We start from the raw sequence: 22,940 nt of genomic DNA on the forward strand, positions 1-22,940 counted from the left end.
ACGTGGTTCTGAAGGAGGTGGAATCCGCGACCGGCGCGGTCTTCCAGGAGCATGTGGCGCACCCGCACGAAACGCTCTTTTGAGTGTCTACTTTGACGCAAAAAAGCCTATGACTGGCATGATCATGGATTCTCCAGGGCATGGCCTTGGCCTCAAGGCCGGCTCCCATTCTGGAGAACACCGATGGAACATAAGCCTGTAGAAACACTGCGTGGCGTTGCTGAGGTTCATGAGTTCAAGCAAGGTTTCCTTTCCCGGCACGAGCGCCTGGAGCGCTGGGCCGAGGTTCTGGAAAGGCAACCGAAACGGCGCCTCCGTTCCCTGGGCGAGATCGAGTTCACTCCCGAAGAAAAGCGGCCGGAACTGAGGTCCGATGAATCACCCATCACGGTGGCGTTCGAGGACCCTGTCCTTCGGGCGGATGGCTTGAGGAGCGACAGGCTCGGGGACGCGATGGAGTTCTTCGATCTCTCGGATCGCGCGGCACACCGCCTTCTCTGCTCCTGCATGAACGGGTGGAGCATGGAAGCCGKAACCACAGCCCGCAAGGTTCGCCGCCTGGCCAATCCCGATCACCGCCTTATGTTGTTCACGGCAGCCGGCCTTCTGACAGCTGCGCCGGCGGTGCTCTACCTATTAATCTGATCCTTCAAGCCGGTTTCGAGCGCTCTCAAAAAAGGCTCGAAACCGGCTTGCCTGTGAATGGAGTTTTTCGTGCAGGACGCGCCTCGCCGCATCATAGGTCTGCCTTGGTATCGCCGCGAGGATTATCCCGCCATCCGCCAAATGATGGCGGATCCGCATGTGCTGGCTCCCGTTTATGATCAATGGCTTGCTGCGGCTGAGAACAACGAATCTGTCGGACGGCAGGCCGGGCTCGAGATCGCGAGGATCATGATCGTGCCGGAAGAGTTCAAGGCTTGGTGTCTCGCACAAGGCGTTGAGCCGGACAGTGCCGCACGCACGAAATACGCCTCGGAACGCACCTCCGCCGAGAGCGCCGGAACCTGAAAGAATCCTAGTTTATACATGCAGAAAGGGCGCCCGCTAGGGCGCCCTTCGGTTTTCACCGCGTGAATGATCAGGTCTTAGCAACGCCGACCGTATCGGCCATCTTGGCGCCCCGAACGCCCAGGGGCTGATGGGCACCCTCGGTCGTATCCTTCACCGTCTGGTGCTCCATCTCGGCATTGATCTCCGCGCCCAGAAGCACAATGATCGTCGAGAGCCAGATCCATGTCATGAAGCCGATGACGGCGCCGAGCGAACCGTAGGTTTCGTTGTAGCTGCCGAAATTCGACACGTACCAGGAAAAGATCATCGACACCGCGAGCCACAGCACGGCCGCCACAACGCCGCCCGGAGTGACCCAGCGCCATTCCGCTTTGTCGCGGCTCGGGCCGAAGCGGTAGATCAGCGACAAGGCGAAGATCACGCCGACAAGCAGGATAGGCCAGCGCGCGATGGCGAGGATCCATTCCGTCTGACTTCCGAGACCCACGAAGTTGAAGATGATGGGCAGGACAATGATGCTGCCGAGCGCGAACAGGATGAAGAGAATAGCCCCGATCGTGAACGATAAAGACATCAGATTCAGCTTGATGAAGCTGCGCTTCTCTTCTTCGTCATTGACGATGTTGAGCGCATCGAAGATGGCCTTCATGCCGGCATTGGCGCTCCAGAGAGAGATCGCGAGGCCGATGATGAAGCCGAAACCCAAGGCTCCTCCACCCTTTGAGGAGATGCGCGCAACCTGCTCGCCGACGATCTCAAGCGCGCCGCTTGGGAGAACGCCCGACATGGTGGTCAGGTGGTCCCGTATCGTGGCAGGGTCGGAGAAGAGGCCGTAGATCGAAACGAGAGCCGCGATGGCTGGGAATACGGCGAGAAGGGCATAATAGGTGACGCCCGCCGCGACGGACATGATCCGGTCTTTGCCGAATTCCTCGTAAGTGCGCCAAAGGATGTCCTTCCACCCCTGTGCGGGAATTTCCGTTGGTGTATCGGCATGGCGACCACGGCCGCTTTCCGTGGCAGCCGCATGGGGATCGGCGTGCTCTTTCTCGGTGAAGCCGGTATCGGGTTTCGAGGCCTGACCGGACCCTTGCCCTGCCGGGCGCTGGGCCGTCCGTGTTGCCGGTAACGGCTGGCGCTCGCCATTGGCGACCAGCCTGACGAGAGCCCAGCCGAGAACCACGGCCCACATGGTCGTCACCGCCGTGGACGATGATGACCTAGATTGCTGAACTGCTGGATTGTCCGCCATGTCCGACCGACCTCATTCATTACGCCAACCGAACAGGCTTGGCTCTTCCGTAAACCTCATAGGGAACAAAGCGGTTCCACGAGGCTCCGATGCGGAAAGAGGCGGTGGGGTAAGACTTTGCGGGCTCCTGTCTCTAACTGCCAGGCTTCGAACTCCGAGAATCTGCCCGGCGCTTTTTATCGCGCCAGACTTTCATGCTCTTGGGGAGGACCGAACCGGCTCGCAATCTCGTTCTGGCGGCGGCGATGGATGATCCAGCCGTCGCTCTCGAGCATGGGTTCAAAGGTCGCTTCGATATAGGATTGGTAGAGGTCTCGGAGCGGGAGATTGTTGATGCCCCATTTCGGAACCATAAGGACCTCAACATCGGCGAACATCCGCTTCGGAGGAATGAAATGCGCCGCGTCGATATTGCGTCCCCAATGGAGCCACGCGCTGCCTCCCCGCGGCGGAACAAGATCGAGGCCTGCGGAGAATGGGTTCGCGAAATCGAGCACGAGCACTTTCCTTGGCATCTCCGGCAGGCGCTCCAATTGTCGTGCTCCTTCTTCGGCACTCGCCAGATAGGCGTGCATCATGGTCCGCTCAGCGGAGAGCCACGGTGAGATGATCCTGATATTGCCGAACTGAGGCAGCTTGAACGCTTCACCTGCGCGGGCGGTGGAGAGCACAGCGTGAAAGCCCAAGGCCGCCAGGTTGTGCAGGAGCGTCGGGAGGATCAGCGCCATCAGAAGGAGCGGTGCGCCATAAGCAAGTGGAGTCGCTGCTTGAGACGGCTGCGCATCCGGCCTTTCGCGCAAAGCCAATGCAACCGCTACGACGGCTCCTGCATGAAGGGTCATGATGCCCCATGGCTGGGCGTTCTGGTTCTGGATGAGAAGGCCGGGGATGGCACAGAAGCCGAAGAATAGGAGATCTCGAAGGCTGCGCGTTCGCCAGACGGCGAGCGCGGCCAGCATGGCGAACACCGTATAATCGGCCAGATGCTTGAGAAAACTGCGCGCGAGATCGGCGATGCTGCGCGAGCCGCTGACGGCACTCGCCACGGCGATATCGTCGATATAAGCCCTTGAGGATTGCCAGACGACCTCGATGGAGAGGCACGCAATAATCGTCAATCCAATTGCGCCAGCGACCCAACGGCGTTGCCGGGAATCGCTCAACATGAAGATGAGAAATGCGAGAGCCACCAAGCCATAGGTGATCTTGGTGTAGAGCATGACCAGCACGAGGATCGCAGCGCAGATCGCGTCCAGCGTATTCTGGCCGGAGCAGGTTCGCACCGGCCTCAGATACATGATGAGGAGCGCGCCCAAAGCCGCCCATCCGATCCTGTTGTAGAACATTCCGAATGAGAGAGCGGTGATGCTCTCGCCCAAATTCTGCGGAACGGCCAGGATCAGCAGAAGAAACAGGCCATAGGGAATGGCGATGATCGGCTGGAGGCGTGTGGCCAGGATATGAGCAATCGGGAGTGCCAGTAGAATGGTTGCCGCAGCCATGCCGAACGGCATCGCACGTCCCATGTCTCCCGTGATCCAGAAGCCTAGCGCGGGAATATAGAATGAGAGCGGCCCGAGAGTCGTGTTGAAATCGCGGTTGGGCACTTGGCCTGCGGCAATGCGCTGAGCGCCATCCAGGAAAATGAAGAGATCGTTGACATAGGATGCAACAACCGTCTGGCCCGGCATCACAAGGAGTGCGGCGAGGATTACGGCGGCAGCCAGAACAATCCTGCGAACAGGCAATGCATCAAGATCGGCCATCATGGCCGTCTCATACGGTCCGGCGAGATGCCGTTTGGCGCCATGAGTCAGTCCCTCTCAGCGGCAGAAGCGGATGCAGATGTGCCTAGAAGCAGCGATGCAAGCAGCGTTCAAAAACCTGCCATGCCGTGAAAGAGGTAGGGCGGCGATAGCGTTAAGTCACTCCTCCGTCATGCATAAGACTGGGCTCGCGTCCTGGGCGGGACCTTGGCAACGGGTAGCTCAAGTCAAACGGCTGCCAGCTCATGAATTCCGCCCGCAGCCGCCAGCCTTGCTGAAGGTGTGGATCTACGCGTGCGGCCAGAGATTCTAGGCACAAACGGCGACCCACGCCACAACGGTCAAGAGAAGTTGCCAATCGGTAAGCAGCGCATCTGTGGGCGATTCACCGCCGTCGAGTTCCTCGACCACGTACCAGTAGCGGAACAGGCCGAACAGAACCAAAGGGATGGTGAGAACAAGGTCGGGTTTCGCCGACATCACGAACATGCTGTAGAACACCAGTGCGCCGGTTGCCGCCATTTCCGCATAACGATCGATGAGCGGCAGGGAATATTTTTCCAGCACGGCCCGCCCATCGACACCGCTCTGTCTCAGTTCCTGACGCCGCTTCACGGCGGCGAGATAGAGGGCGAGGCACAGGGTCGTCACGAGCATCCAGTTGGAAACCGGTACAGAGAGCGCCATGGCGCCAGCATAGACCCGCAGCACGAAGCCGATGGCGATCGTGAAGATGTCCACGACCGGCTGGTGCTTGAGGACGAAGGTATAGGCGATATTCAGCGCCAGATAGACCACGATGACCTGCACGATCTTCGGCTCAAACCACCAGCCTGCCAGAAGGATGGTATAGATCGCTCCGAGCAGCACATAGGCCGTCGACGAGGTCACGATTCCCGCCGCGAGGGGACGGGTTCGGGATCTCTTCGGGTGGAGCCGATCGCGCTCCAAGTCCTTCATGTCATTGACGATGTAGACGGCTGATGCGGCGAGGCAGAACAGTAGGATCGCCAGGAGGGTACGCCCCACGGCCTGCGGTTTAGGAATTCGGCCGAAAAGACCAACGGAGCGGCGACGAAGCTGTTCTTGACCCATTGCTTGGGCCGCATAAGCTTGACCAGCCCAAGCAGTTGCGCTCTCGCCGATGGCCTTTTAAAAGGCTGATCCATTGTTTTCTCGTCCATTATATCGTCACGAGCCATGACCATTGTCGCTTCATGCGCAATGTTTGCGCTGATCGCTACCGTTGCGAATATCGCAGCTCAGGATCTCTTCATTCGCGGTTACCAGGGCCCCTATGACATCTTCCTGTCCGTGGTGCTGGGCACGGGCGTCGGGTTGGTGGTCAAATACATGCTGAATAAGCGGTTCATCTTCCGGTTTCGCCCTAAGAATGCGGCTCATGACGGGAGGACTTTCATCCTCTACACGATCATGGGGCTCGCGACGACCGTGATTTTTTGGGTTTCGAATTCGGGTTCCATCTCATGTCGGAGCACAAGGGCATCCGTTATTTGGGGGAGCCATCGGCCTCGCGATTGGCTACTGGATCAAGTACCACCTGGACAAGCGCTACGTCTTCCGTTCGGAGCTCGCATGAGGGGAGCATCCACCAAGGTTCGCGCCTGGGGCAATCTCGCTGCTCCTGAGCAGCGCGTCGTCGAGCTGCCGCGGCATAGAGCTATCCAGGCTGCACTGGCCGAGCAGGGGCCAGGCATTGCCTATGGAATGGGGCGCAGCTACGGCGACGTGGGCCTCAACCCCAACGGCACTCTTTGGAAGACGACGGGTCTGGACCGCTTCATCAGTTTCGATGAAGCCGAGGGCAGGCTCATCTGCGAGGCAGGCGTCCTTCTGCGGGATATCCAGCGGGTCATGATGCCGCGCGGATGGGCTCTGCCAGTGACACCGGGCACCCAGCTCGTCACGGTGGGCGGCGCCATCGCCAACGACGTTCATGGCAAGAACCATACGATGCAGGGCTCGTTCGGCAATCACGTGCGCCGGTTCACCTTGGCTCGCAGCGATGGCGAACTCATTGATTGCAGTCCCGATCTTCAGCCTAATTGGTTTGCCACCACCGTCGGAGGCTTGGGGCTTACGGGCGTGATCGTCGAAGCCGAGCTTCAGCTTGTTCGCGTGCCGGGTCCCTGGCTCGCTGCCGATGCCGTTCCTTATGGACGCCTCGACGAGTTCTTCCGCCTCACGCAGGAATCGCTTGCCGATTGGGAGCACACGGTCGCCTGGTTCGACTGCCTGTCCGGCGATGGTGGACGCGGCATCTTTCTGCGCGCCAATCCCACAAATGCCCGCAATCGGGCCGAGCCACGCCCGCGCAAGCTCGCGATGCCGATTACCCCGCCGCTCTCTCTGGTCAACAGACTTTCCCTCAAGCCCTTCAACACGGCCTATTACCACCTCAACAGGCTAAAGGCAGGCCGTCGCATCGAGCATTACGAGCACTTCTTCTACCCGCTCGACAACGTCCAGAACTGGAACCGCATGTATGGCCCCAAGGGCTTCTACCAGTATCAATGCGTCGTACCGCGCGAGACGCGTTGAGGGCGATGCTGGCGGAAATCGCCCGTTCCGGAGAGGGCTCATTCCTGGCCGTGCTGAAGACATTCGGCGACAGGCAGCCAGCGGGGATGATGAGCTTTCCGATGCCGGGAACGACGCTTGCGCTCGACTTCCCCAACAACGGCGCCCGCACCGGCCAGCTCTTCGAAAGGCTGGACAACGTTCTGCGCGAAGCGGGCGGGCGGATCTACCCCGCGAAGGACGCGCGCATGCCGTGCGATCTTTTCGAGGCGGGCTATCCCAACCTAAAACAATTTGTCACCTATCGCGATCCGGGCATCAGCTCCGGCATGTCGCGACGTCTTCTAGGAAGCTGACTTGAGCAAGAACAAGATCGTTATCGTGGGCGCCACTTCGGCGATTGCCGAGCATTGCCCGCCTTTGGGTGACCAACAAATCCGCCGACCTCGTTCTCGTCGGGAGCGATGCGGCGCGCATGGAGCCCATCGCGGCGGATCTTCGCGTGCGCAGCCCCGATACGGATATTCGCGTGCTGCAGGCGGATTTCCACGACCCCAAAGCCATTCAGGAAACGGTTGCTTCCACCGCAGCGGATGGCCCAATCGATATCGCGCTGATCGCGCATGGCTCTCTGCCCGATCAAGGCGCATGCCAGACCGATCTGGAGAAGAACCGTGACGCGCTCGCCATCAATGCGGTTTCTCCCGTGCTCTACGCCGAGGCCTTTGCTTCACACATGGAGAAAGCCGGTTCCGGTGTGATCGGCATCATCGGTTCCGTCGCAGGGGATCGCGGCCGTAAGAGCAACTATGTCTATGGCGCCGCCAAGGGACTGGTCACCTGCTATGCGCAAGGCATGCAGCATCGCTTTGCGGGCAGCGGCGTGTCCATCGTGCTAATCAAGCCCGGCCCGACGGATACGCCGATGACTGCGCAGATGAAAGCCAAGGGCGTCAAGCTCGCCTCGGTGGAAGGCGTGGCGCAGAACATCGTGGACGGCATGGCACGCCGACAGGCCGTCGTTTACGCGCCAGGACAATGGCGCCTGATCATGCTCGTAATCCGACTTCTGCCATCCTTCATCTTCAACAAGATGAATATCTGATCCTGCCTTTCAATCGCCGACGACGGTCAGAACAGTTGCGCGGCCCGTCATCCATGCGCGATGGCATGGAAGAAGCTTCCCGTCGTCAACCCGACGCGATGGCCGGCCGTGCCGAGATCATTGCCTTCAGCATCCGTAATGGTAGCGAAAGCCGTTTCGCGGCTGTTGTCGCTATGGGTAACGGAAGCATAATGGAATTCGTGGCCGACGAGTCGTTGGCCGGCGGGCCCGAGCGCTCCCTGATGAAGCAAGTGCGCCACCCTGTAGCCAAGATGCAGCTTGCGCTTGGCATAGCTCGTGCTCACCGGCAGAAGCCCGGCCATTCTGTGTGCCTGCCCGTTGCCGTCCTCGAGGGTCTCACCCAGCACCATGTACCCGCCGCATTCCCCGTGGATCGAGCGGGTTTGCGCGAAGGCGCGCAAACCGTCGAGAAACCGCCGAGAGTCAGCAATGCGGGCCGCGTGAAGTTCGGGATATCCGCCCGGTAGCCAGCAACTGTCGCACTGCTCCGGCGGAGGCTCATTCGCGAGGGGCGAGAATGTCACGACTTCCGCTCCCGCATCGCGCCAGCTCGCGAGCACATGAGGATAGATGAACGAGAAGGCTCGGTCCGATGCCAATGCGATTCGCTGTCCGGGAGGATTCAAAGCGGCGCCAGATGCAGTCTCGCCCGTATTCGTCGGACGCCCCAGCGTGAGCAGCCGGTCGATATCGACGGATGCTTCGATGGCATCGGCAAGACGTTCCAGTCGCTGATCCAGCTTATCGGTCTCGCCTGCCTGCACGAGGCCGAGATGGCGCTCCGGCAATGCAAGCTCGTTGCTACGCATCAAAGCGCCGAGAACCGGCATGCCGATGCGCGCCATGCCATCCTCGACGAGCCTGCGGTGCCGCTCGCTCGCGACCTTGTTCAGGATCACGCCGGCAACCTCGATGCGAGGATCGAACCGTGCACAGCCCAGCGCCACGGCGGCGGCGGATTGCGCATGGCCCGATACGTCGAGGACGAGCACGACGGGCCAACCGAAGAGGGCTGCCATATCGGCGCTCGCTCCGGTGCGTCCGGTTTCCTGCCTGATGCCGTCGAACAGGCCCATGGACCCTTCGGCGATGACGATATCCGCTTGGCCTGCGGTTCGAACTGCGAGCGCATGCAGGAGCGGCTTTCCCATCGCGAAGCTGTCGAAGTTGAAGCTCGGTGCGCCGGTCGCCGCCGCATGAAAAGCCGGGTCGATGTAATCGGGTCCGCATTTGGCGCCCCGAACCTGCAAACCGCGCCGTGCAAGCGCCCGCTGGAGGCCCAGCACGATGGTGGTCTTGCCGGAGCCGGACCTCGGCGCTGCGATCAGAAGGCCGGGAGCGAGCGTCATTGCGCGGCCTCGGCGCCATAGGTCAGAAGGTGGTTCTGAATCGCGGCGCGGAATGTCGCGATGGCGCCGATGGCGACAATGGTCGGCGAACGAATTGCTCCTTCCGACGCCAGTCGCGGCAGATCTGCAAGTGTTGCCTCCACCACATCCTCTCGCGACGTCGTTACCCCATGCACGGCGAGAGCCGGCGTCGATCCTGGCAATCCGCCCTCGATCAGCTCTGCGACGATGTCCGGCAGGTTCGTGACCGCCATGTAGAGCACGATAGGCACGCCCGTGCGCGCCAATGCCGCCCACTCGGCCTGTTGGTTTGGTGCGCGATGGCCTGTTGCGAGAATGACAGCATGGTTGGTCGAACGCATGGTCGCCGGAATACCGTGGATGGCAAGCGATGCCAGCCCGCTCGACACGCCGGGAACGATACGAAATGGAATGCCGGCTTCGGCCAAGGCCAGCGCCTCTTCCCCGCCACGTCCGAAAATGAACGGATCGCCGCCTTTGAGGCGTAGAACCCGATGGCCGTCGCGCGCCAGCGCAATCAGCCGCTCGCAGATATCCTTCTGCGCCGCCGAGGGCTGCCCGCCGCGCTTGCCCGCATATTCGAGAATGACATCCTCGCGGGTCAGGGACAGGATTCCCGGTTCGACAAGGGCATCGTAGACGACCACATCGGCGGCCTTCAAAGCATTCAAGGCATGGATAGTGAGGAGACCCGGATCACCCGGGCCTGCACCGACAAGCCAGACCGTGCCGGGCGTGAAATCGGGAGAGAGAGCGGCAAGAGACGTCATGCGCGCCACCATGCGTGAGCATGAGAAGAATGAAACCCGCCGCTTCGTTGCGCCACGATTGGACTGGTGGTGCCTGCAATCAAACACATCATCGCCTGGTCTCACCTGCGCTGGGGCGAAAACGTCTGTCGTAATCCGTAGAGTAGAGCGCACTGTTGCGAAAATCCTTTGCCGCGAGCGTCTTGCCGACCAGGATCAGCGCGGTGCGCTCCAGCTTCTCGGCATGCACCATGGCAGCGAGCGTACCGAGCGTGCCTTTGATCACGCGCTCATCCGGCCATGACGCGCGCCAGATCACCGCTGCCGGACAATCGGCTCCATAAGAGGGCAGCAATTCATCGATCACCTTCTCGATCACATGGATCGAGAGATGGATGGCGAGTGTCGCTTTCGTCTGCGCGAAGATTGCAAGCTGCTCCGTCTCCGGCACCGCCGAGGCACGGCCCGAGGTGCGGGTGAGAACCACCGATTGGCCGACCTCCGGCACCGTCAGCTCACGCCCAAGCGCAGCGGCTGCGGCCGCGAAAGCGGGAACGCCGGGCGTAATCGTGTATGGAATGCCGAGCGCGTCGAGCCGCCTGATCTGCTCACCCATGGCACTCCAGATCGACAAATCGCCGGAATGCAAACGCGCGACATCCTCAGCCCTCTCATGAGCGCGCGCATATTCCGCCGTGATCGCGTCGAGATCGAGAGGTGCCGTGTCGACGAGGCGCGCGTCGGACGGGCACCAGGAAAGAATTTCAGGCGGCACGATGGAACCGGCATAGAGGCAGACAGGACAACGCTCGACGAGATTGCGTCCGCGCACGGTAATCAGGTCGGCGGCTCCGGGGCCTGCGCCTATGAAATGGACAGTCATGAATTCGTCTCCCTCTGCGCGAGGGCGCATGTAACAGAGCTTGAGGCGATGCGCTCCAGGATAAGGCTTGCCTCAGGGCCTCCTGCCGCGAGAGCTGCAGCTTCGGCAACCGATCCGACGCCATGCGCCGCCAGCGAGCGGGCGGAATGCGTGCTCATGCGAGGGGAAGCTGCGTTTAAGGCCGCACYGTCGATGGCTATCGCGCTGACCGCAAGGCGGCGCGCGGCTTCCTCGAAGGCGGGAAGAGCCGCAAGTGCGTCGATTGTCGCCAACTGGTTCAAGGCGTCATCGGGCAACCCGGCATAAATCACCGCCTGCTCCACGAGCGCTACGATCTCATCGGCGGTTGCGCTGCGCTTTAAACCCACTCCGGCCACGATCATGGCTTTGTCACCACCCATTGCGTGACAGGCATCGCCGCCCGCCAGCCATGCATGTCGCCAACACGGTCCAGGCGCGAGAACGCCAGGCGCCGCATAGCGCCCCCATGACGTGCGTGGAGTGTTCCAAGCAATGTCTCGGTCTCAAGCGTCACGGCATTGATGAGGAGACGCCCGGCCGGCTTGAGAGCGTCCCMTGCAGCGTCGAACACGCCGGATTCAGAAGCGCCGCCGCCGATGAACACCGCATCCGGCGGCGGGAGATCCACGAGTGCTTCGGGAGCGCGACCGATCCTGACATTCATGGCCGTTGCGCCAAGCTCGGTTGCGTTGCGCCGCGCCCGTTCGGCCCGCTCCTGTCGCTCTTCAATGCCGATACAGCGATTTCGCGGATGACGCAGGCACCACTCGATTCCGATGGAGCCCGCACCGGCGCCGATATCCCACAGCAACTCGCCTGCCTTCGGTGCAAGAGCGGCCAGCGTCAAGGCGCGAATCTCCGCTTTCGTAAGCTGACCGTCATTCTCGAACCACGCATCGAGGAGACCGGGGGCGAGGGTGACGATCCGGGCATCGTTCGCCGCCACAACCTCGATTGCCACGGTGTTGAGCTGGTCGATCTCTGCGAGATCGAAATCGGCGGCTGTCGTGCTACGGATGCGCTCGCGCGACCCGCCCATGGCTTCGAGCACGGTGATCGTCGAGGCTCCGAACCCTCGCGCTTTCAGGATTGCTGCGAGCTTTCCCGGCGTGGAGCCGTCCCACGATAGAGCCAGGATACGCGCGCCGGGTTGCAGATACGGAACGATGCGCTCCAGTGCCCGGCCATGCAGGCTCACGCAATCGCAATCGGGCAGTGACCAGCCCATGCGCGCGGCGGCGAGGCTGAAGGCTGAAGGCTGCGGGAAGCTGATGATTTCATCGGGGGGTATCAAGCGGGCTAGTTCCGCGCCGACGCCATAATGGAAAGGATCGCCTGTCGCGAGGACGCATGTCGAATGCCCCCGGCGGTTCAGAATCATGGCGTACCCGTCCGAAAAGGGAATCGGCCATGTGTGCGTCTGTGCGGTAGCGGGCGCCGCAAGGTCCAGATGGCGCGCGCCGCCGATCACGAATTCCGCGCCGTCGAGGGCGGTAAGCGCTGCGGCCGACAGGCCCGCGCGCCCATCCTCGCCGATGCCGATGATGGTCAGCCAGGGGCGCTTCACTGAGACGCTCGACTTCAACTCAGAATTCGGAGAAAAGAGGCTCATGCGCATTCTCCTTCTGGGCGGCACGACTGAAGCCTCCTCGCTCGCGGCGCGGCTTGCAGGTCGGTCCGCGTTTAGCCCGCTTCTGTCCCTGGCCGGTCGCACCAGCGACCCTCGCCCTCTGCCGATTCCAACCCGCATCGGCGGTTTCGGCGGTGTGGAGGGACTCATCCGTTTCCTGCACGATGAGCGCATCGAAGCGGTCGTCGATGCAACCCATCCCTTTGCCGCGATCATGTCGCACAATACTGCTGAGGCCTGCGCGAAGACCGGTGTGCCGCTGCTCGCCCTGCGCCGTGCGCCTTGGGCGAGGCAGGACGGCGATCGCTGGATCGATGTTCCGTCCATGGACGCAGCGGTTCAGGCTCTTGGTCAGCGGCCCTGCCGCGCTTTCCTCACCATTGGGCGTCTCGAACTCCCGCCCTTCGCGGCTGCCCCGCAGCACACTTATTGGGTCCGAACCATCGAGCCCGTCGGCGATGCGCTGCCTGTTCCGAACGTCATCGCCATTCGCGACCGCGCGCCGTTCAGCGAGGCAGCTGAGGGCGCGCTGATGGAGCGTGAACGCATTGATGTGCTGGTGACCAAGAACTCCGGCGGCGATGCGACTTATCCGAAGATTTCCGCCGCGCGCGCCCTGGGTCTGCCGGTCATCATGATCTCGCGTCCCGAAACACCTCGGAATGTCGAGGAGGTCACGACCGCCGATGCTGCTCTCGAATGGCTCGAAGGACATCACGGGCGCACTCCGTAGAAACGGGGCGTATAGACATAAGGTGCTTCGTTCCCGGGCCGTTCGATCAGGCGTGTCGTGCTGGCGCCGATGATCACCATCGTAGACATGTCGGCCATGGAAGCCTCCACGTCGGCAAGTGGGAGAATCCTGATGCTCTCATCAGGCCGTCCTACGGCGCGCGCGAGAATGATCGGTGTATCCTGACTGCGAATTTCGGAAACGATCTTCAGGGCCGCGCCGAGCTGCCATGGTCGCGCGGAGGAGATGGGATTGTAGAGCGCCACCGCGAAATCGGCCTCGACGGCCGCTCTCAACCGCTTCTCAACGATGTCCCAAGGCTTGAGATTATCGGACAGCGACATGGCGCAGAAATCTCCGCCCAGCGGCGCACCCACGCGGGCCGCCGCCGCGAGCATGGCGGTGATGCCGGGCTCTACGCGGATGTCGAGTTCGCGCCAAGCCGGATCGCCGTTCTCAATCGCTTCGAAGACCGCTGCCGCCATCGCGAACACACCGGGATCACCGCCGGAGACAACGGCAACGCGGGCGCCTTTCTCTGCAAGGTCAAGCGCGAAACGCGCGCGATCGAGTTCGACACGATTGTCAGAGCCATGGCGGCGCTGTCCGGGGCGCTCGCCTATGCGATCAACATAAGGACCATAGCCGATGAGATCGGTGGCGGAGGTGAGCGCTTCGGAGGCAGCCGGTGTAAGCCAGCGCGGATCGCCGGGGCCAAGGCCCACGATGGTGACGCGGCCGGTCATACGCGTCTTCCTTGGCCGGGCACGATGATGAGGGAAAAGTAGGGAGCGTCCATCTCATCTGGCAGTTCAGGCAGCGGGATAATCTTCTCCTCCGCCATGGTGGCGCGCTCCACATAGATGGCGCGCTCCAGAAGTCCGGCGCTTGCAAGCGCCGCGCGCACCTTCGGCAGGTTGCGTCCTAATTTCATCACCACGGCGGCATCGGTGCCGGAGAGGCGGCGCGTCAGCTCGGCTTCAGGCAATGTTCCTGGCACGACGGTGAGCACGTCATCGCCCCAGGTAATCGGCGCGCCGGCGCGGGTCCAGGCGCCCGACATGCTGGACACGGCAGGCACGACTTCCGTCGGTACTTTGTCCTTGAGGCGCCACCATAGGTGCATGAACGAACCGTAGAAGAAGGGGTCGCCTTCGCACAGCACCGCGACCGTGCGACCGGCCTCGACCTCGGCAAGAAGCTGCGACGCGGCTGCCTCGTAGAAGGGATTGAGTGCGGCGGCATAATCCGGGTGATCGGCTGGGATTTCCGTGGTGACCGGATAGGCCAGAGCAATCTCACGCTCCGGGTTCATGCCGACGATGGCATCTGCGATCGTGCGGGCATTGCCGCGTCTGCCGTGCTTGCAGAAATGGACGAGCCGATCTGCCGTCTCCAGCATCTTGCGGGCGCGCACGGTCATGTAATCCGGGTCGCCGGGGCCCAGTCCCAATCCATAGAGGCGAATCGTGTTCTCGGTCATGCCTGCCTCACTCGACCGGATTGGCAAGGGCATTGACCGCCGCAGCCGCCATCGCGCTCCCGCCGCGTCGTCCGTGAACGACGAGGTGCGGCACGCGTCCGTCGCGGGCAAGAGCCTCTTTCGATTCCGCCGCACCGATGAAGCCGACGGGAATGCCGATCACGGCGGCAGGCTTCGGCGCACCGGTATCGAGCATTTCGAGAAGGTGGAACAGCGCAGTCGGTGCATTGCCGAACACCACGAGCGCGCCATCCAGATGCTCGCGCCACAATTCCATGGCGGCGGCCGAGCGCGTGTTGCCGAGTTCCACTGCAAGCGCCAGGACGCGGGGATCGTCGAGGGTGCAGATAACTTCGTTGTTCGCGGGCAGCCTCGCGCGGGTGATGCCGTTCGCCACCATCTTGGCATCGCACAGAATCGGCGCGCCACGCCTGAGCGCATCTTCCGCAGCTTCAGCGAATTCAGGCGAGAGATCGACATCCTTCGGCAGGTCCGTCATGCCGCATGCATGGATCATACGAACAATGACGCGTTCGGCCGTGCCGGAAAATCGGGATAGATCCGCCTCGTTGCGGATGATCGCGAACGAGCGGCGATAGATCTCTGCACCTTCGCGGATGTAGTCGCGGGCATTGCTCATCGCGCATTCTCTGAGAACGCACGGTGCAAATCCTCCGGAGAGGTAAAAGGTGATAATCGATTCATGATTTCTTCGACGGATAAATGAAGGGAGGGTACATCGCGAGAGCAGCCCTGGTGCACGATGTCATAGCGTCCATCGGCTCGCCCGACCAGCGTGAGATCGGACTTGCCGGGATGGGCACAGCCCTTGGCGCAGCCTGAGACATGAAGGGTAACGCCTTGGACCAACAGATGCTTGCAGGCCTGAGCGATCATCAGTGCATCTAGCGGAGCGTGCGTCTGGGCGCCTGCGCAATCCGGCTTGCCGGGACAGGCATGCAATGAGGGCCGTGGATCGGCCTCTTCGGTGATGAAGCCGCTTCGCCTAGCTTCGTCGAGCAACTCCGTCAGGTGGCCCCGACTGACGCCGGGTATCAGGATGCCACGCGTGAATGACAAACGAATCTCACCGGCGCCGAAGTGTGCGCTCCATGAAGCAGCTTGTTCCAGTTGCGTGACGGTGCAGCGACCGAATGGGAGGGCCAGAAGAACGGCCTTGTCGTTCTTGACATTCAAGATACCGGCACGGGGTGCGGGATTGCGCGGAGAAGGGGGCGTCGTCGGTTCTAGCGCTGTCTGTGCCGAGAGTTCCAGGACGAGGTCGGCCTGAAGATCGCGCAGTCGTCGCGCTTCCGTCCGTCCGGATTCCCTCATGGCGGTATAGCCTGAGAGAATGGCGCTGGCAGCTTCAGCGGATTGGCTGAGGGAAGTCTCGCCAATCCAGCGTAAACCATCAGGCGCAGAAATGGCGAAAGCGATGGCATCGCTGCTACGGGCTATCAGATGAAGGTCGGCGCCGACCTTGTCGAGCGGCAGGGAGCCACCGCCATCGACGGCGATGAAAAATTTGGCGGGAATTCCGCTGATCGAACGGGTCTTGTCCTCGATAGCCTGCGCCAATGTCAACGTGTCGATAAGCTCATCTGGATCAAGCCCCGCAAGTGGCGACACTATGACGAGGCGGTTCGGGCCATCGCCTTCCGGCTCCACGAGACCGTCATGATCCAGAAGCGTCATCAAAGCAGGATAGGTCTCATCACGCACGCCGCGAATCTGGAGATTACCGCGCGCGGTAATATCGAGATGGCCGTTGCCGTGCTGGCACGCGGCCTGCGCGATGAGGCGCGCCTGATCGGCTGTGAGCTTGCCCGCCAAAGGATGAAGACGCGCGAGCAGCCCGTCGCCGGTCGTCATGGGGCGGCGCACGCCTGGGCACCAGCCCTTGCGCATGATGGAGCTTGACACGCTCATTCCGCCGCCTCCTGCCGATCATCATCGAGCAGGGCTGCCACGGAATTAAGGCGGCTCCGCCACATGCCGCGCCGCTTCGCATCCGCAAAGCGATCTCGGATCGCCTGGGCCGCAGCCGGGTTCGCAGATGCGATCCGCTCGCGCGTGGCTTGATCCGCGACAAGAGCGGTGAACAGGAGATCAAAGGTCGCGTTCGAAACTGCATCCGTCGTCGCCGCGAAGGCGAAGAGGGCATCGACGCCTTGCGCGATCTCGGCAGCGCCGCGCCATCCGTGGCGGAGCTGGCCTTCGATCCAGCGCGGATTTGTCAGGCGTCCGCGCACGAGCCGGTCCACATCCTCATGGAGAGTGCGGGATTTCGGGCTTAGCGGGCGACTCGTGTCGAGGCTATAGAGCGCCGGGGAGGAGCCCAAGGCCTCGGCCGCAGCCGCAAAGCCGCCCATGGCATCGGCGACCGAGTTCCCATCTAGGATGTCGCGCTCAGCCACGTCGCTCACATGAACGAAGGCTTCGGCCTGTTGGACACGCTGCGGGAAGCTTCCGTCCACGCTCGCCTCCGCCGATGCTCCGAAGGAATGAGACGTTCCATCGAGATAGGTACGGCCGAGATCGTGCCGCGCGTTCCACTCACCGTCCAAGGCTTGCGAGGAAACACCTGCGCCGTAAACGCCGGGCGCCGACCCGAAGATACGCGAGAGCGCTTCGCCGCGCCGCCGAGCGGCGGAGAGTTCGTTCCATTCGTCATCCTCATCGAGCGCGGCAACGGCGCGGGCAGCTTGATCGAGAAGCGCGATCTGATCGGGAAACGTATCCCTGAAGGCACCCGAAACGCGGACGGTAACGTCGGCGCGCGGACGATCGAGCAATGGTTGCGGGATGATCTCGAAGCCCGTGACGCGCGTGGAGGCGTGATCCCATGTGGGACGCGCACCCATGAGCGCGAGCGCATGGGCGATATCCTCGCCGCCGGAGCGGAGCGTGGGCGAGGCCCACAGATCCATCACGATCCGGCGCGGCCAGTCGCCTTCTTCCTGCAAGTGACGGCGCACGACCTCCGCTGCCGCGCGAGACCCGAGTTCGGTGGCAGCGCGGGTCGGGATTGCGCGAGGATCGAGGGTCGCGAGATTGCGTCCGGTGGGAAGAACCTCCGTCTGTCCGCGCGAAGGAGAACCGGACGGGCCTGGAATGACGAAGCGGCCATCGAGAGCTTTCAACAGGCCTTCCCGCTCGCCGGTTCTGCAAGCCTCGAAGCCGCTGAGCGCATGCCCGAACACGTGAAGGCCTTCGCGGATCGTGACTTCGCCGAGATCGCAGAGATGAGCATCGAGACGGGTCAGGGCTTCGTCCATGGGCATGGCATCATCGACACCGCAGGCGGCAGAAAGACCGCTGGCGCGCGCACGTTCCAGGATCTCGCTGGCCACGAGCGCGGCCCGCCCTGGATGAAGCACCTGAGCGGAGGAAAACTCTTCCACCAATTCACGCAAAGCGGCGGCTTCACCATGCAGGCCTGCCTCGCCGGTCTGAGGCGTGAGATGTCCGATTGTCACCGCACTGATCCGGCGCTTGGCAGGTGYCGCTTCGCCCGGATCATCGACGATGAAGGGATAGATGACAGGAAGCGGACCGATGGCGAGACGCGGCCAACAGGTGGGAGAGAGCGCAACGGCCTTGCCTGGAAGCCACTCGGTCGTGCCGTGCGTTCCCAGATGCACGAGCGCGTCGATGCTTTCCAGACTTTTCATGCCGAGATAAAAGGCGAGATAGCCATGGCTCGGGGCGCAATCGGGATCGTGATAAAAACTCTTGCGGTCTTTTGCGTGTCCCCGATCAGGCTGAAGAGCCACGAGGATTTTACCGGCGCGCAGCGCGCGAAAGCGGAATGCGGTGCCATTGAGAGCGGGATCGTTTTCAGGATCGCCCCAGCGTTCATTGATTGCAGCGCGCTGCTCGGCGGGCAAGCTATCGAGCCATGCGCGATAGACCAATAGAGGAACTTCGAAGCAGCGCTCGCCCTCCGTCAGGCGCGGCATCAGGCTTTCAGCGGTAAAATCTCTTTGCGCGTCGTAGCCTGCATCTTGCAGCAAATCGAGGATAGCGCAGGTGCTTGCGGGCGTATCGAGACCCACCGCGAAACCTGCGCGCCCGCCGCGCGCCGGATAGTCGGAGAGAACGAGCGCGAATCGCCGCTCTCGGCGCGGCGTGAGTGCAAGCTTGATCCAGGCAGCCGTCATATCCGCGACCTTGTCGATGGACGTCGCATCCGGTGCTTGCACACGGTGGGAGAAGCAAAGCGCGGGATCAGCAGGCTCCTCCGCCTTGAATGAAATTGGTCCAGTCGCGATGCGCCCGTCGAATTCGGGCAGGGCGATCTGCATGGCGAGATCGGCGGCGGACAGGCCGCGGGGGGAGGCTTCCCACGCCTCCTTCGCGCTACCGACGGGGATGGCTTGGAGGACCGGGCAATCCGCTTCGTCGAGCACGAAACCGGAATCGTCACGCGCCGAGAAAGCTGTCGTCGTCACGATCACGTCTGGACGCCGCAGGTCGATCGTGCGGCGGAGGATGGCGACGGCCTCCACATCCTTCAAGCTCGAAACGGCGAGAATGAGCGGGTCGATACCGCGCTCACGAAGGGCGAACGACAGGGCTTCGATGGCTTGCGTATCACCCGCGAGAACGGATGAGCGATAGACGAGAAGATGCGCGAGAGGGCGTTGAGTTGAGCATCGGGCGAGCAGTGTCTCGGGCTCGATGATGCCATCTTCCGGCGTCCAGGCGAAAGCACGCGGAGCAGCCTGCGGTGGCTCCGCAATCGTATCCGCTTCGCCGATCTCCTGAGCGACGCGCGCGAGAAGGCGGCGCATATTGTCGATGCCGCCGGCCTGGAAATATGCTTCAAGCTCATCGCAGAGAGACGGAGAGATCGTGGCATAGGCTGCAAGCCGTGGATCGGGTCGGTCGTCGCCCGGCATCACGGTGAGCTTCACACCTGCTGCGCGGCAGGTTTCGGACAAACGTTCCAATCCATAACGCCAGTAATCACGCCCGCCGAGGCAGCGCACGAGGACGAAGCGCGCCTGCGCTGCTGTCTTTTCCACATAAAAATCGACGGAGAGGGGATGGCGCAGGCGGCGGAGAGAAGCCAGGCGGAGCGAGGGTCCGTCTGGCCTGTGCTTGTGCGCGGCCGCAAGCGCACCGAGGTCACTATCCGCGAAGGAGAGAACCACGATGTCCCCTGGAGGCTGCTGGAGGTCGATGGCCTCCGCGCCTTCATCAAGGGTAACGGCTGTGACCGGAAGGAGGTGCATTTCACCCGTTGCGCAAAGCGGCTTCGACGGACTTCACGTCGAAGCCTTTGAGGCCAATCACCACCATGCGTCCGTCCCGTGCCTCGCCGGATTTCCAGGGGCGATCGAAGTGATGCGCTACGCGCTGTCCGACACCCTGCACCACAAGTCGCATGGGTTTGCCATCGACAGGCGCGAAGCCCTTGATGCGCAGCACGCCTGCCGCTTCGGCCGCGCGCTCGACGCGGGCAACGAGCGCTTCCGGCGTGGCGACGGAGCCGACCAGAATCGCGACGCTGTCGAAATCGTCGTGATCGTGATCATCGGCGGTCTCGTGATGCGAAGGGCGCGCATCCAGATCAGCTTCTGCGGCAGCGCCGAGGCCGAGCAGCACTTTCGGGTCCACCTTACCGTGCGCGGTCTCGATCACCTTTACGGCACGGGGCAGATGCTCGTTGATCTCGGCCAGAACTTTCGCCTTGTCGCTTGCTGCCATCTGGTCCGTCTTGTTGAGCAAGATGAGGTCGGCGCAGAGAAGCTGATCCTCGAACACTTCCTCGAGCGGGTTTTCGTGATCGACGGAAGCATCGGCGCTGCGCTGCGCTTCCAGCGCATCCGGATCGTCGGCGAAGGCGCCGGAGGCGACGGCGGGGCCGTCTACCACGGCGATCACGCCGTCCACCGTGACGCGGGAGCGGATATCCGGCCAGTTGAAGGCGCGAACGAGAGGCTTGGGCAGGGCAAGGCCCGAGGTTTCGATGAGGATGTGCTCAGGCGGGTTCGGCCGGTTGAGCAGCGTGTTCAGGGCAGGCACGAAATCGTCCGCCACCGTGCAGCACAGGCATCCGTTCGGCAGTTCGACGATGTCTTCCTGCGTGCAGCCTTCGATGCCGCAGCCTTCGATGAAGGAGCCGTCGAAGCCGAGATCGCCGAATTCGTTGACGAGAACTGCGATGCGACGACCGCCGGCATTCTCCAGCAGGTGACGCACCAAAGTGGTTTTTCCGGCGCCGAGAAAACCGGTGACGATGGTGCAGGGAATTTTGGTGAGATCGCTCATGAGGCGAACCTTTCGGCGGCTTTAATCAGGCCGCGCTGCTTGTCTTGAAAGGAGGAATGCGGGCGACGACGCCTTTGCGGAAAGCCTCCGGACGCTCGCGCCAGGGCACGAGGCCGTCGGAGGTAGCCGCATAGAGGCGAAGCCCTTCGATAATTGTGTCTGCTGAAACCTCGGCGTCGAGGTCGCCATAGATATAGGTCCAGCGTCCGGGGCCCGAGACCGCGATGGTGCAGGGGCGCTTGCAGACGGAGAGGCACTCGACCGCTTCCACCCGCACGGCCGGCGCACCGGGTTGCGCAAGCGCTTCGGTGAGGGCCCGGTGAAGGACCGCCCCTGGACGGAGCGCCTTGTCGTCGGGGCCACCCGCCTGACGGCAGGTGATGCAGACATGAAGGCAGATCTCCTCGGGAGATGTGGTCATGAGCCGGGCCCGCCCTTTTTTACGCGAAGGCCGGGAGGGCGATGAAGGCTGCGCCCGTCACGGCAACGGCAAGGCCCGTCAGACGGAACTGGAGCGAAGGAGACGTAAAGGACGCCTTCGAAAGCTTGGTTGCCGCATAGGCGATGCCCGTCGTGAGAGCGGTCTGAATCACGACCAGACCCACAAGGTATCCGCCCAGCGGAGCGGCTTCCGCGCCGATGATCGATTCGCCGAGCGCATAGCCGTGCACCGCGCCGCCGGCAGCGAACAGGGCCGCGATCAAAGCATAAGGCAGGGTGGTGCGTAGGGTCGCAGCAAGGCCGATGATCACGACGCTCAGCGCCACGAGCAGCTCGACCTGCGGAATGTCGGCGCTGGCAAGATGGAGGCCGACGCCTGCAGCCATGGCGACGATCCAGAAGGCGGGAAGCGTCAGGCCTCGCGGGAAACGGGAGGACACCAAGCCGACCCCGATGAGGGCGGCAAGGTGATCGAGGCCGATGACCGGATGGCCAAGGCCCGACAGGAGGCCCTGGACCAGGGTCGTCGGGGTCTCGCCGTCCATGGCGTGGTGAGCAAGTGCCGGCGTGGCAAGGAGACCACCGAGAGTCAGGGCAAGCAGGCGGGTCTTTGGCAGGTTGATAATAGGCATCGTTCTCTCCGTCGGGAGACCATAAGGTCAGTTGAACTCCCACGGACGGAACCGAATGACTGCCAATCATTCGACTACGGTCACCATCGGCACACCCCGTCCGATAGACCCGAGAGAAGCTATTGATGACGGCAGGTCTCCTGGCTCACGGGTCGATGCTTTGCGCGTCCGCCTTCCCGGGTTGATCCAGTGGCATTCGGAGCGCAGGCTCGCCGTTTACAGTTGCGGGGGCAGCCGCGGTATCTCACCGCATTCCCTTTTCACCCCGTTGCCGGGGCACCGTCACCACCATGCTTACCGGGGCGAGGGACATCTTTCAAGCCTGCTCATAGAAATGGTGTCGGTCTTGAAATCCTCATCCGCGCTCGTCATGGTGCGGTCCTCTCACAGGGATTCAAGAACCTCATGACCCCGGACGAAGAGGCGCGTCACCGCGCCAAAATGATCAAGCGCAAGGAAGTCCAGGACCGCGAGGTTGCCTCGAAGACAACCGAGAAAGGGCTTCTCATTGTCAATACGGGGCCAGGCAAGGGCAAGTCGACGGCGGCCTTCGGCCTGATGCTTCGGGCGCTGGGGCGCGGCTTCAACGTGGGCGTCGTGCAGTTCATCAAGGGCGCCTGGGAGACCGGAGAGAAGCTCGCCTTGGAACGATTCTCCGAGCAGATTGAATGGCACACCATGGGCGAGGGCTTCACCTGGGAGACGCAGGACCGCGCCCGCGATGTGGCGGCTGCCGAGCGCGCCTGGAGCAAGGCGAAGGAGCTGATGGCGCGCGAGGATATCCGCCTGCTCGTTCTCGACGAACTCAATATCGCCCTGCGCTATGATTACCTGCCTCTCACCGAGGTCGTGGAAACGCTGCGCGGGCGCAGGGCCGACCTCCACATTGTCGTGACGGGCCGTAATGCGAAGCCGGAACTGATTGAAGCAGCCGATCTCGTGACCGAGATGACCCTGGTGAAGCACCATTTCGCGGCGGGCGTGAAAGCGCAGGAAGGCATCGAGTTCTGATGCGCG

At 62.4% G+C, this 22,940-nt stretch carries 23 protein-coding genes, 1 pseudogene and 1 riboswitch; of the genes and pseudogenes, 8 read left to right on the top strand and 16 right to left on the bottom strand.

Features of this window, described 5'->3' with window-relative positions:
* Positions 1 to 183: 183 nt before the first annotated feature.
* Both ACXJKO_RS05845 and ACXJKO_RS05850 read left to right on the top strand, forming a co-directional pair.
* On the top strand, positions 184 to 645 hold the full coding sequence (locus tag ACXJKO_RS05845; protein WP_457090148.1) for a hypothetical protein: 462 nt from the start codon (positions 184 to 186) through the stop codon (positions 643 to 645).
* 69 nt (positions 646 to 714) lie between these two features.
* Positions 715 to 1,011, top strand: coding sequence for a hypothetical protein (locus tag ACXJKO_RS05850; protein WP_457090149.1), 297 nt, complete (start codon positions 715 to 717; stop codon positions 1,009 to 1,011).
* A 70-nt stretch (positions 1,012 to 1,081) separates the two neighbouring features.
* On the opposite strand, the gene ACXJKO_RS05855 is transcribed toward ACXJKO_RS05850, so the two are convergent.
* The 3 genes from ACXJKO_RS05855 to ACXJKO_RS05865 form a co-directional block, all read right to left on the bottom strand.
* Positions 1,082 to 2,266, bottom strand: coding sequence for a YihY/virulence factor BrkB family protein (locus ACXJKO_RS05855; RefSeq protein ID WP_457090150.1), 1,185 nt, complete (start codon positions 2,264 to 2,266; stop codon positions 1,082 to 1,084).
* Between the two features lie 176 nt (positions 2,267 to 2,442).
* Positions 2,443 to 4,035 (bottom strand): hypothetical protein, encoded by a 1,593-nt coding sequence (locus ACXJKO_RS05860; RefSeq protein ID WP_457090151.1) that lies wholly within the window; start codon positions 4,033 to 4,035, stop codon positions 2,443 to 2,445.
* A gap of 306 nt (positions 4,036 to 4,341) precedes the next feature.
* A complete protein-coding gene (locus tag ACXJKO_RS05865; protein WP_457090152.1) occupies positions 4,342 to 5,061 on the bottom strand; it encodes a decaprenyl-phosphate phosphoribosyltransferase in 720 nt (239 codons plus the stop codon).
* A gap of 195 nt (positions 5,062 to 5,256) precedes the next feature.
* On the opposite strand from ACXJKO_RS05865, the pseudogene ACXJKO_RS05870 reads away from it, so the two are divergent.
* The 4 genes and pseudogenes from ACXJKO_RS05870 to ACXJKO_RS05885 all read left to right on the top strand — a co-directional run.
* Positions 5,257 to 5,454 (top strand): annotated as a pseudogene (locus ACXJKO_RS05870) (GtrA family protein); the annotation flags it as partial.
* 174 nt (positions 5,455 to 5,628) lie between these two features.
* Entirely contained in the window at positions 5,629 to 6,594 is a 966-nt protein-coding gene (locus tag ACXJKO_RS05875; RefSeq protein ID WP_457090206.1) for an FAD-binding oxidoreductase, read from the top strand.
* A gap of 5 nt (positions 6,595 to 6,599) precedes the next feature.
* Complete coding sequence (locus ACXJKO_RS05880; RefSeq protein ID WP_457090153.1) at positions 6,600 to 6,929, top strand: hypothetical protein; 330 nt, start codon at positions 6,600 to 6,602, stop codon at positions 6,927 to 6,929.
* 68 nt (positions 6,930 to 6,997) lie between these two features.
* The gene (locus ACXJKO_RS05885) at positions 6,998 to 7,678 is read left to right on the top strand and encodes an SDR family NAD(P)-dependent oxidoreductase (RefSeq protein WP_457090154.1); all 681 of its coding nucleotides are present in this window, start codon (positions 6,998 to 7,000) and stop codon (positions 7,676 to 7,678) included.
* A 47-nt stretch (positions 7,679 to 7,725) separates the two neighbouring features.
* On the opposite strand, the gene ACXJKO_RS05890 is transcribed toward ACXJKO_RS05885, so the two are convergent.
* From ACXJKO_RS05890 to cbiE, 5 genes are all read right to left on the bottom strand, one after another.
* The gene (locus ACXJKO_RS05890) at positions 7,726 to 9,048 is read right to left on the bottom strand and encodes a cobyrinate a,c-diamide synthase (RefSeq protein ID WP_457090155.1); all 1,323 of its coding nucleotides are present in this window, start codon (positions 9,046 to 9,048) and stop codon (positions 7,726 to 7,728) included.
* Complete coding sequence (gene cobA / locus ACXJKO_RS05895; RefSeq protein ID WP_457090156.1) at positions 9,045 to 9,839, bottom strand: uroporphyrinogen-III C-methyltransferase; 795 nt, start codon at positions 9,837 to 9,839, stop codon at positions 9,045 to 9,047. The genes ACXJKO_RS05890 and cobA overlap by 4 nt, the downstream gene beginning before the upstream one ends.
* Before the next feature lie 88 nt (positions 9,840 to 9,927).
* On the bottom strand, positions 9,928 to 10,701 hold the full coding sequence (gene cobM / locus ACXJKO_RS05900; RefSeq protein ID WP_457090157.1) for a precorrin-4 C(11)-methyltransferase: 774 nt from the start codon (positions 10,699 to 10,701) through the stop codon (positions 9,928 to 9,930).
* The gene (locus tag ACXJKO_RS05905; protein ID WP_457090158.1) at positions 10,698 to 11,084 is read right to left on the bottom strand and encodes a cobalamin biosynthesis protein; all 387 of its coding nucleotides are present in this window, start codon (positions 11,082 to 11,084) and stop codon (positions 10,698 to 10,700) included. Before ACXJKO_RS05905 ends, cobM begins: the two co-directional genes overlap by 4 nt.
* A complete protein-coding gene (gene cbiE, locus ACXJKO_RS05910; protein WP_457090159.1) occupies positions 11,081 to 12,334 on the bottom strand; it encodes a precorrin-6y C5,15-methyltransferase (decarboxylating) subunit CbiE in 1,254 nt (417 codons plus the stop codon). The genes ACXJKO_RS05905 and cbiE overlap by 4 nt, the downstream gene beginning before the upstream one ends.
* Between cbiE and ACXJKO_RS05915 the strand changes: the two genes are divergently transcribed.
* Positions 12,333 to 13,085 carry a cobalt-precorrin-6A reductase gene (locus tag ACXJKO_RS05915; protein ID WP_457090160.1) on the top strand — a complete coding sequence of 251 codons (753 nt, stop codon included), beginning with the start codon at positions 12,333 to 12,335 and terminating at the stop codon, positions 13,083 to 13,085. The two genes, cbiE and ACXJKO_RS05915, sit on opposite strands and share 2 nt — an antisense overlap.
* Here ACXJKO_RS05915 and cobJ read toward each other — a convergent pair.
* Genes cobJ through ACXJKO_RS05955 form a run of 8 tightly spaced genes read right to left on the bottom strand, consistent with a single transcriptional unit; the run spans position 13,067 to position 21,923 of the window.
* Positions 13,067 to 13,831: a precorrin-3B C(17)-methyltransferase gene (gene cobJ, locus ACXJKO_RS05920; protein ID WP_457090161.1), complete on the bottom strand. Its 765-nt coding sequence runs from the start codon at positions 13,829 to 13,831 to the stop codon at positions 13,067 to 13,069. The two genes, ACXJKO_RS05915 and cobJ, sit on opposite strands and share 19 nt — an antisense overlap.
* Positions 13,828 to 14,568, bottom strand: a complete 741-nt coding sequence (locus ACXJKO_RS05925) for a precorrin-2 C(20)-methyltransferase (RefSeq protein ID WP_457090162.1) — start codon at positions 14,566 to 14,568, stop codon at positions 13,828 to 13,830. Before ACXJKO_RS05925 ends, cobJ begins: the two co-directional genes overlap by 4 nt.
* 7 nt (positions 14,569 to 14,575) lie before the next feature.
* Positions 14,576 to 15,208, bottom strand: coding sequence for a precorrin-8X methylmutase (locus ACXJKO_RS05930; protein WP_457090163.1), 633 nt, complete (start codon positions 15,206 to 15,208; stop codon positions 14,576 to 14,578).
* Complete coding sequence (gene cobG / locus ACXJKO_RS05935) at positions 15,205 to 16,500, bottom strand: precorrin-3B synthase (protein ID WP_457090164.1); 1,296 nt, start codon at positions 16,498 to 16,500, stop codon at positions 15,205 to 15,207. Before cobG ends, ACXJKO_RS05930 begins: the two co-directional genes overlap by 4 nt.
* Positions 16,497 to 19,811, bottom strand: a complete 3,315-nt coding sequence (gene cobN, locus ACXJKO_RS05940; RefSeq protein ID WP_457090165.1) for a cobaltochelatase subunit CobN — start codon at positions 19,809 to 19,811, stop codon at positions 16,497 to 16,499. Before cobN ends, cobG begins: the two co-directional genes overlap by 4 nt.
* A gap of 1 nt (position 19,812) precedes the next feature.
* Complete coding sequence (cobW, locus tag ACXJKO_RS05945; RefSeq protein ID WP_457090166.1) at positions 19,813 to 20,850, bottom strand: cobalamin biosynthesis protein CobW; 1,038 nt, start codon at positions 20,848 to 20,850, stop codon at positions 19,813 to 19,815.
* Positions 20,851 to 20,875: 25 nt separating this feature from the next.
* Positions 20,876 to 21,271, bottom strand: a complete 396-nt coding sequence (locus ACXJKO_RS05950; RefSeq protein ID WP_457090167.1) for a DUF1636 family protein — start codon at positions 21,269 to 21,271, stop codon at positions 20,876 to 20,878.
* A gap of 19 nt (positions 21,272 to 21,290) precedes the next feature.
* Positions 21,291 to 21,923, bottom strand: coding sequence for a HupE/UreJ family protein (locus ACXJKO_RS05955; protein WP_457090168.1), 633 nt, complete (start codon positions 21,921 to 21,923; stop codon positions 21,291 to 21,293).
* Positions 21,924 to 22,036: 113 nt separating this feature from the next.
* A riboswitch (cobalamin riboswitch) is annotated at positions 22,037 to 22,222 on the bottom strand.
* 106 nt (positions 22,223 to 22,328) lie between these two features.
* Here ACXJKO_RS05955 and cobO point away from each other — a divergent pair.
* Entirely contained in the window at positions 22,329 to 22,934 is a 606-nt protein-coding gene (gene cobO, locus ACXJKO_RS05960; RefSeq protein WP_457090169.1) for a cob(I)yrinic acid a,c-diamide adenosyltransferase, read from the top strand.
* Positions 22,935 to 22,940 lie beyond the last annotated feature (6 nt).

The sequence above is a fragment of the Microvirga sp. P5_D2 genome (assembly GCF_054049475.1).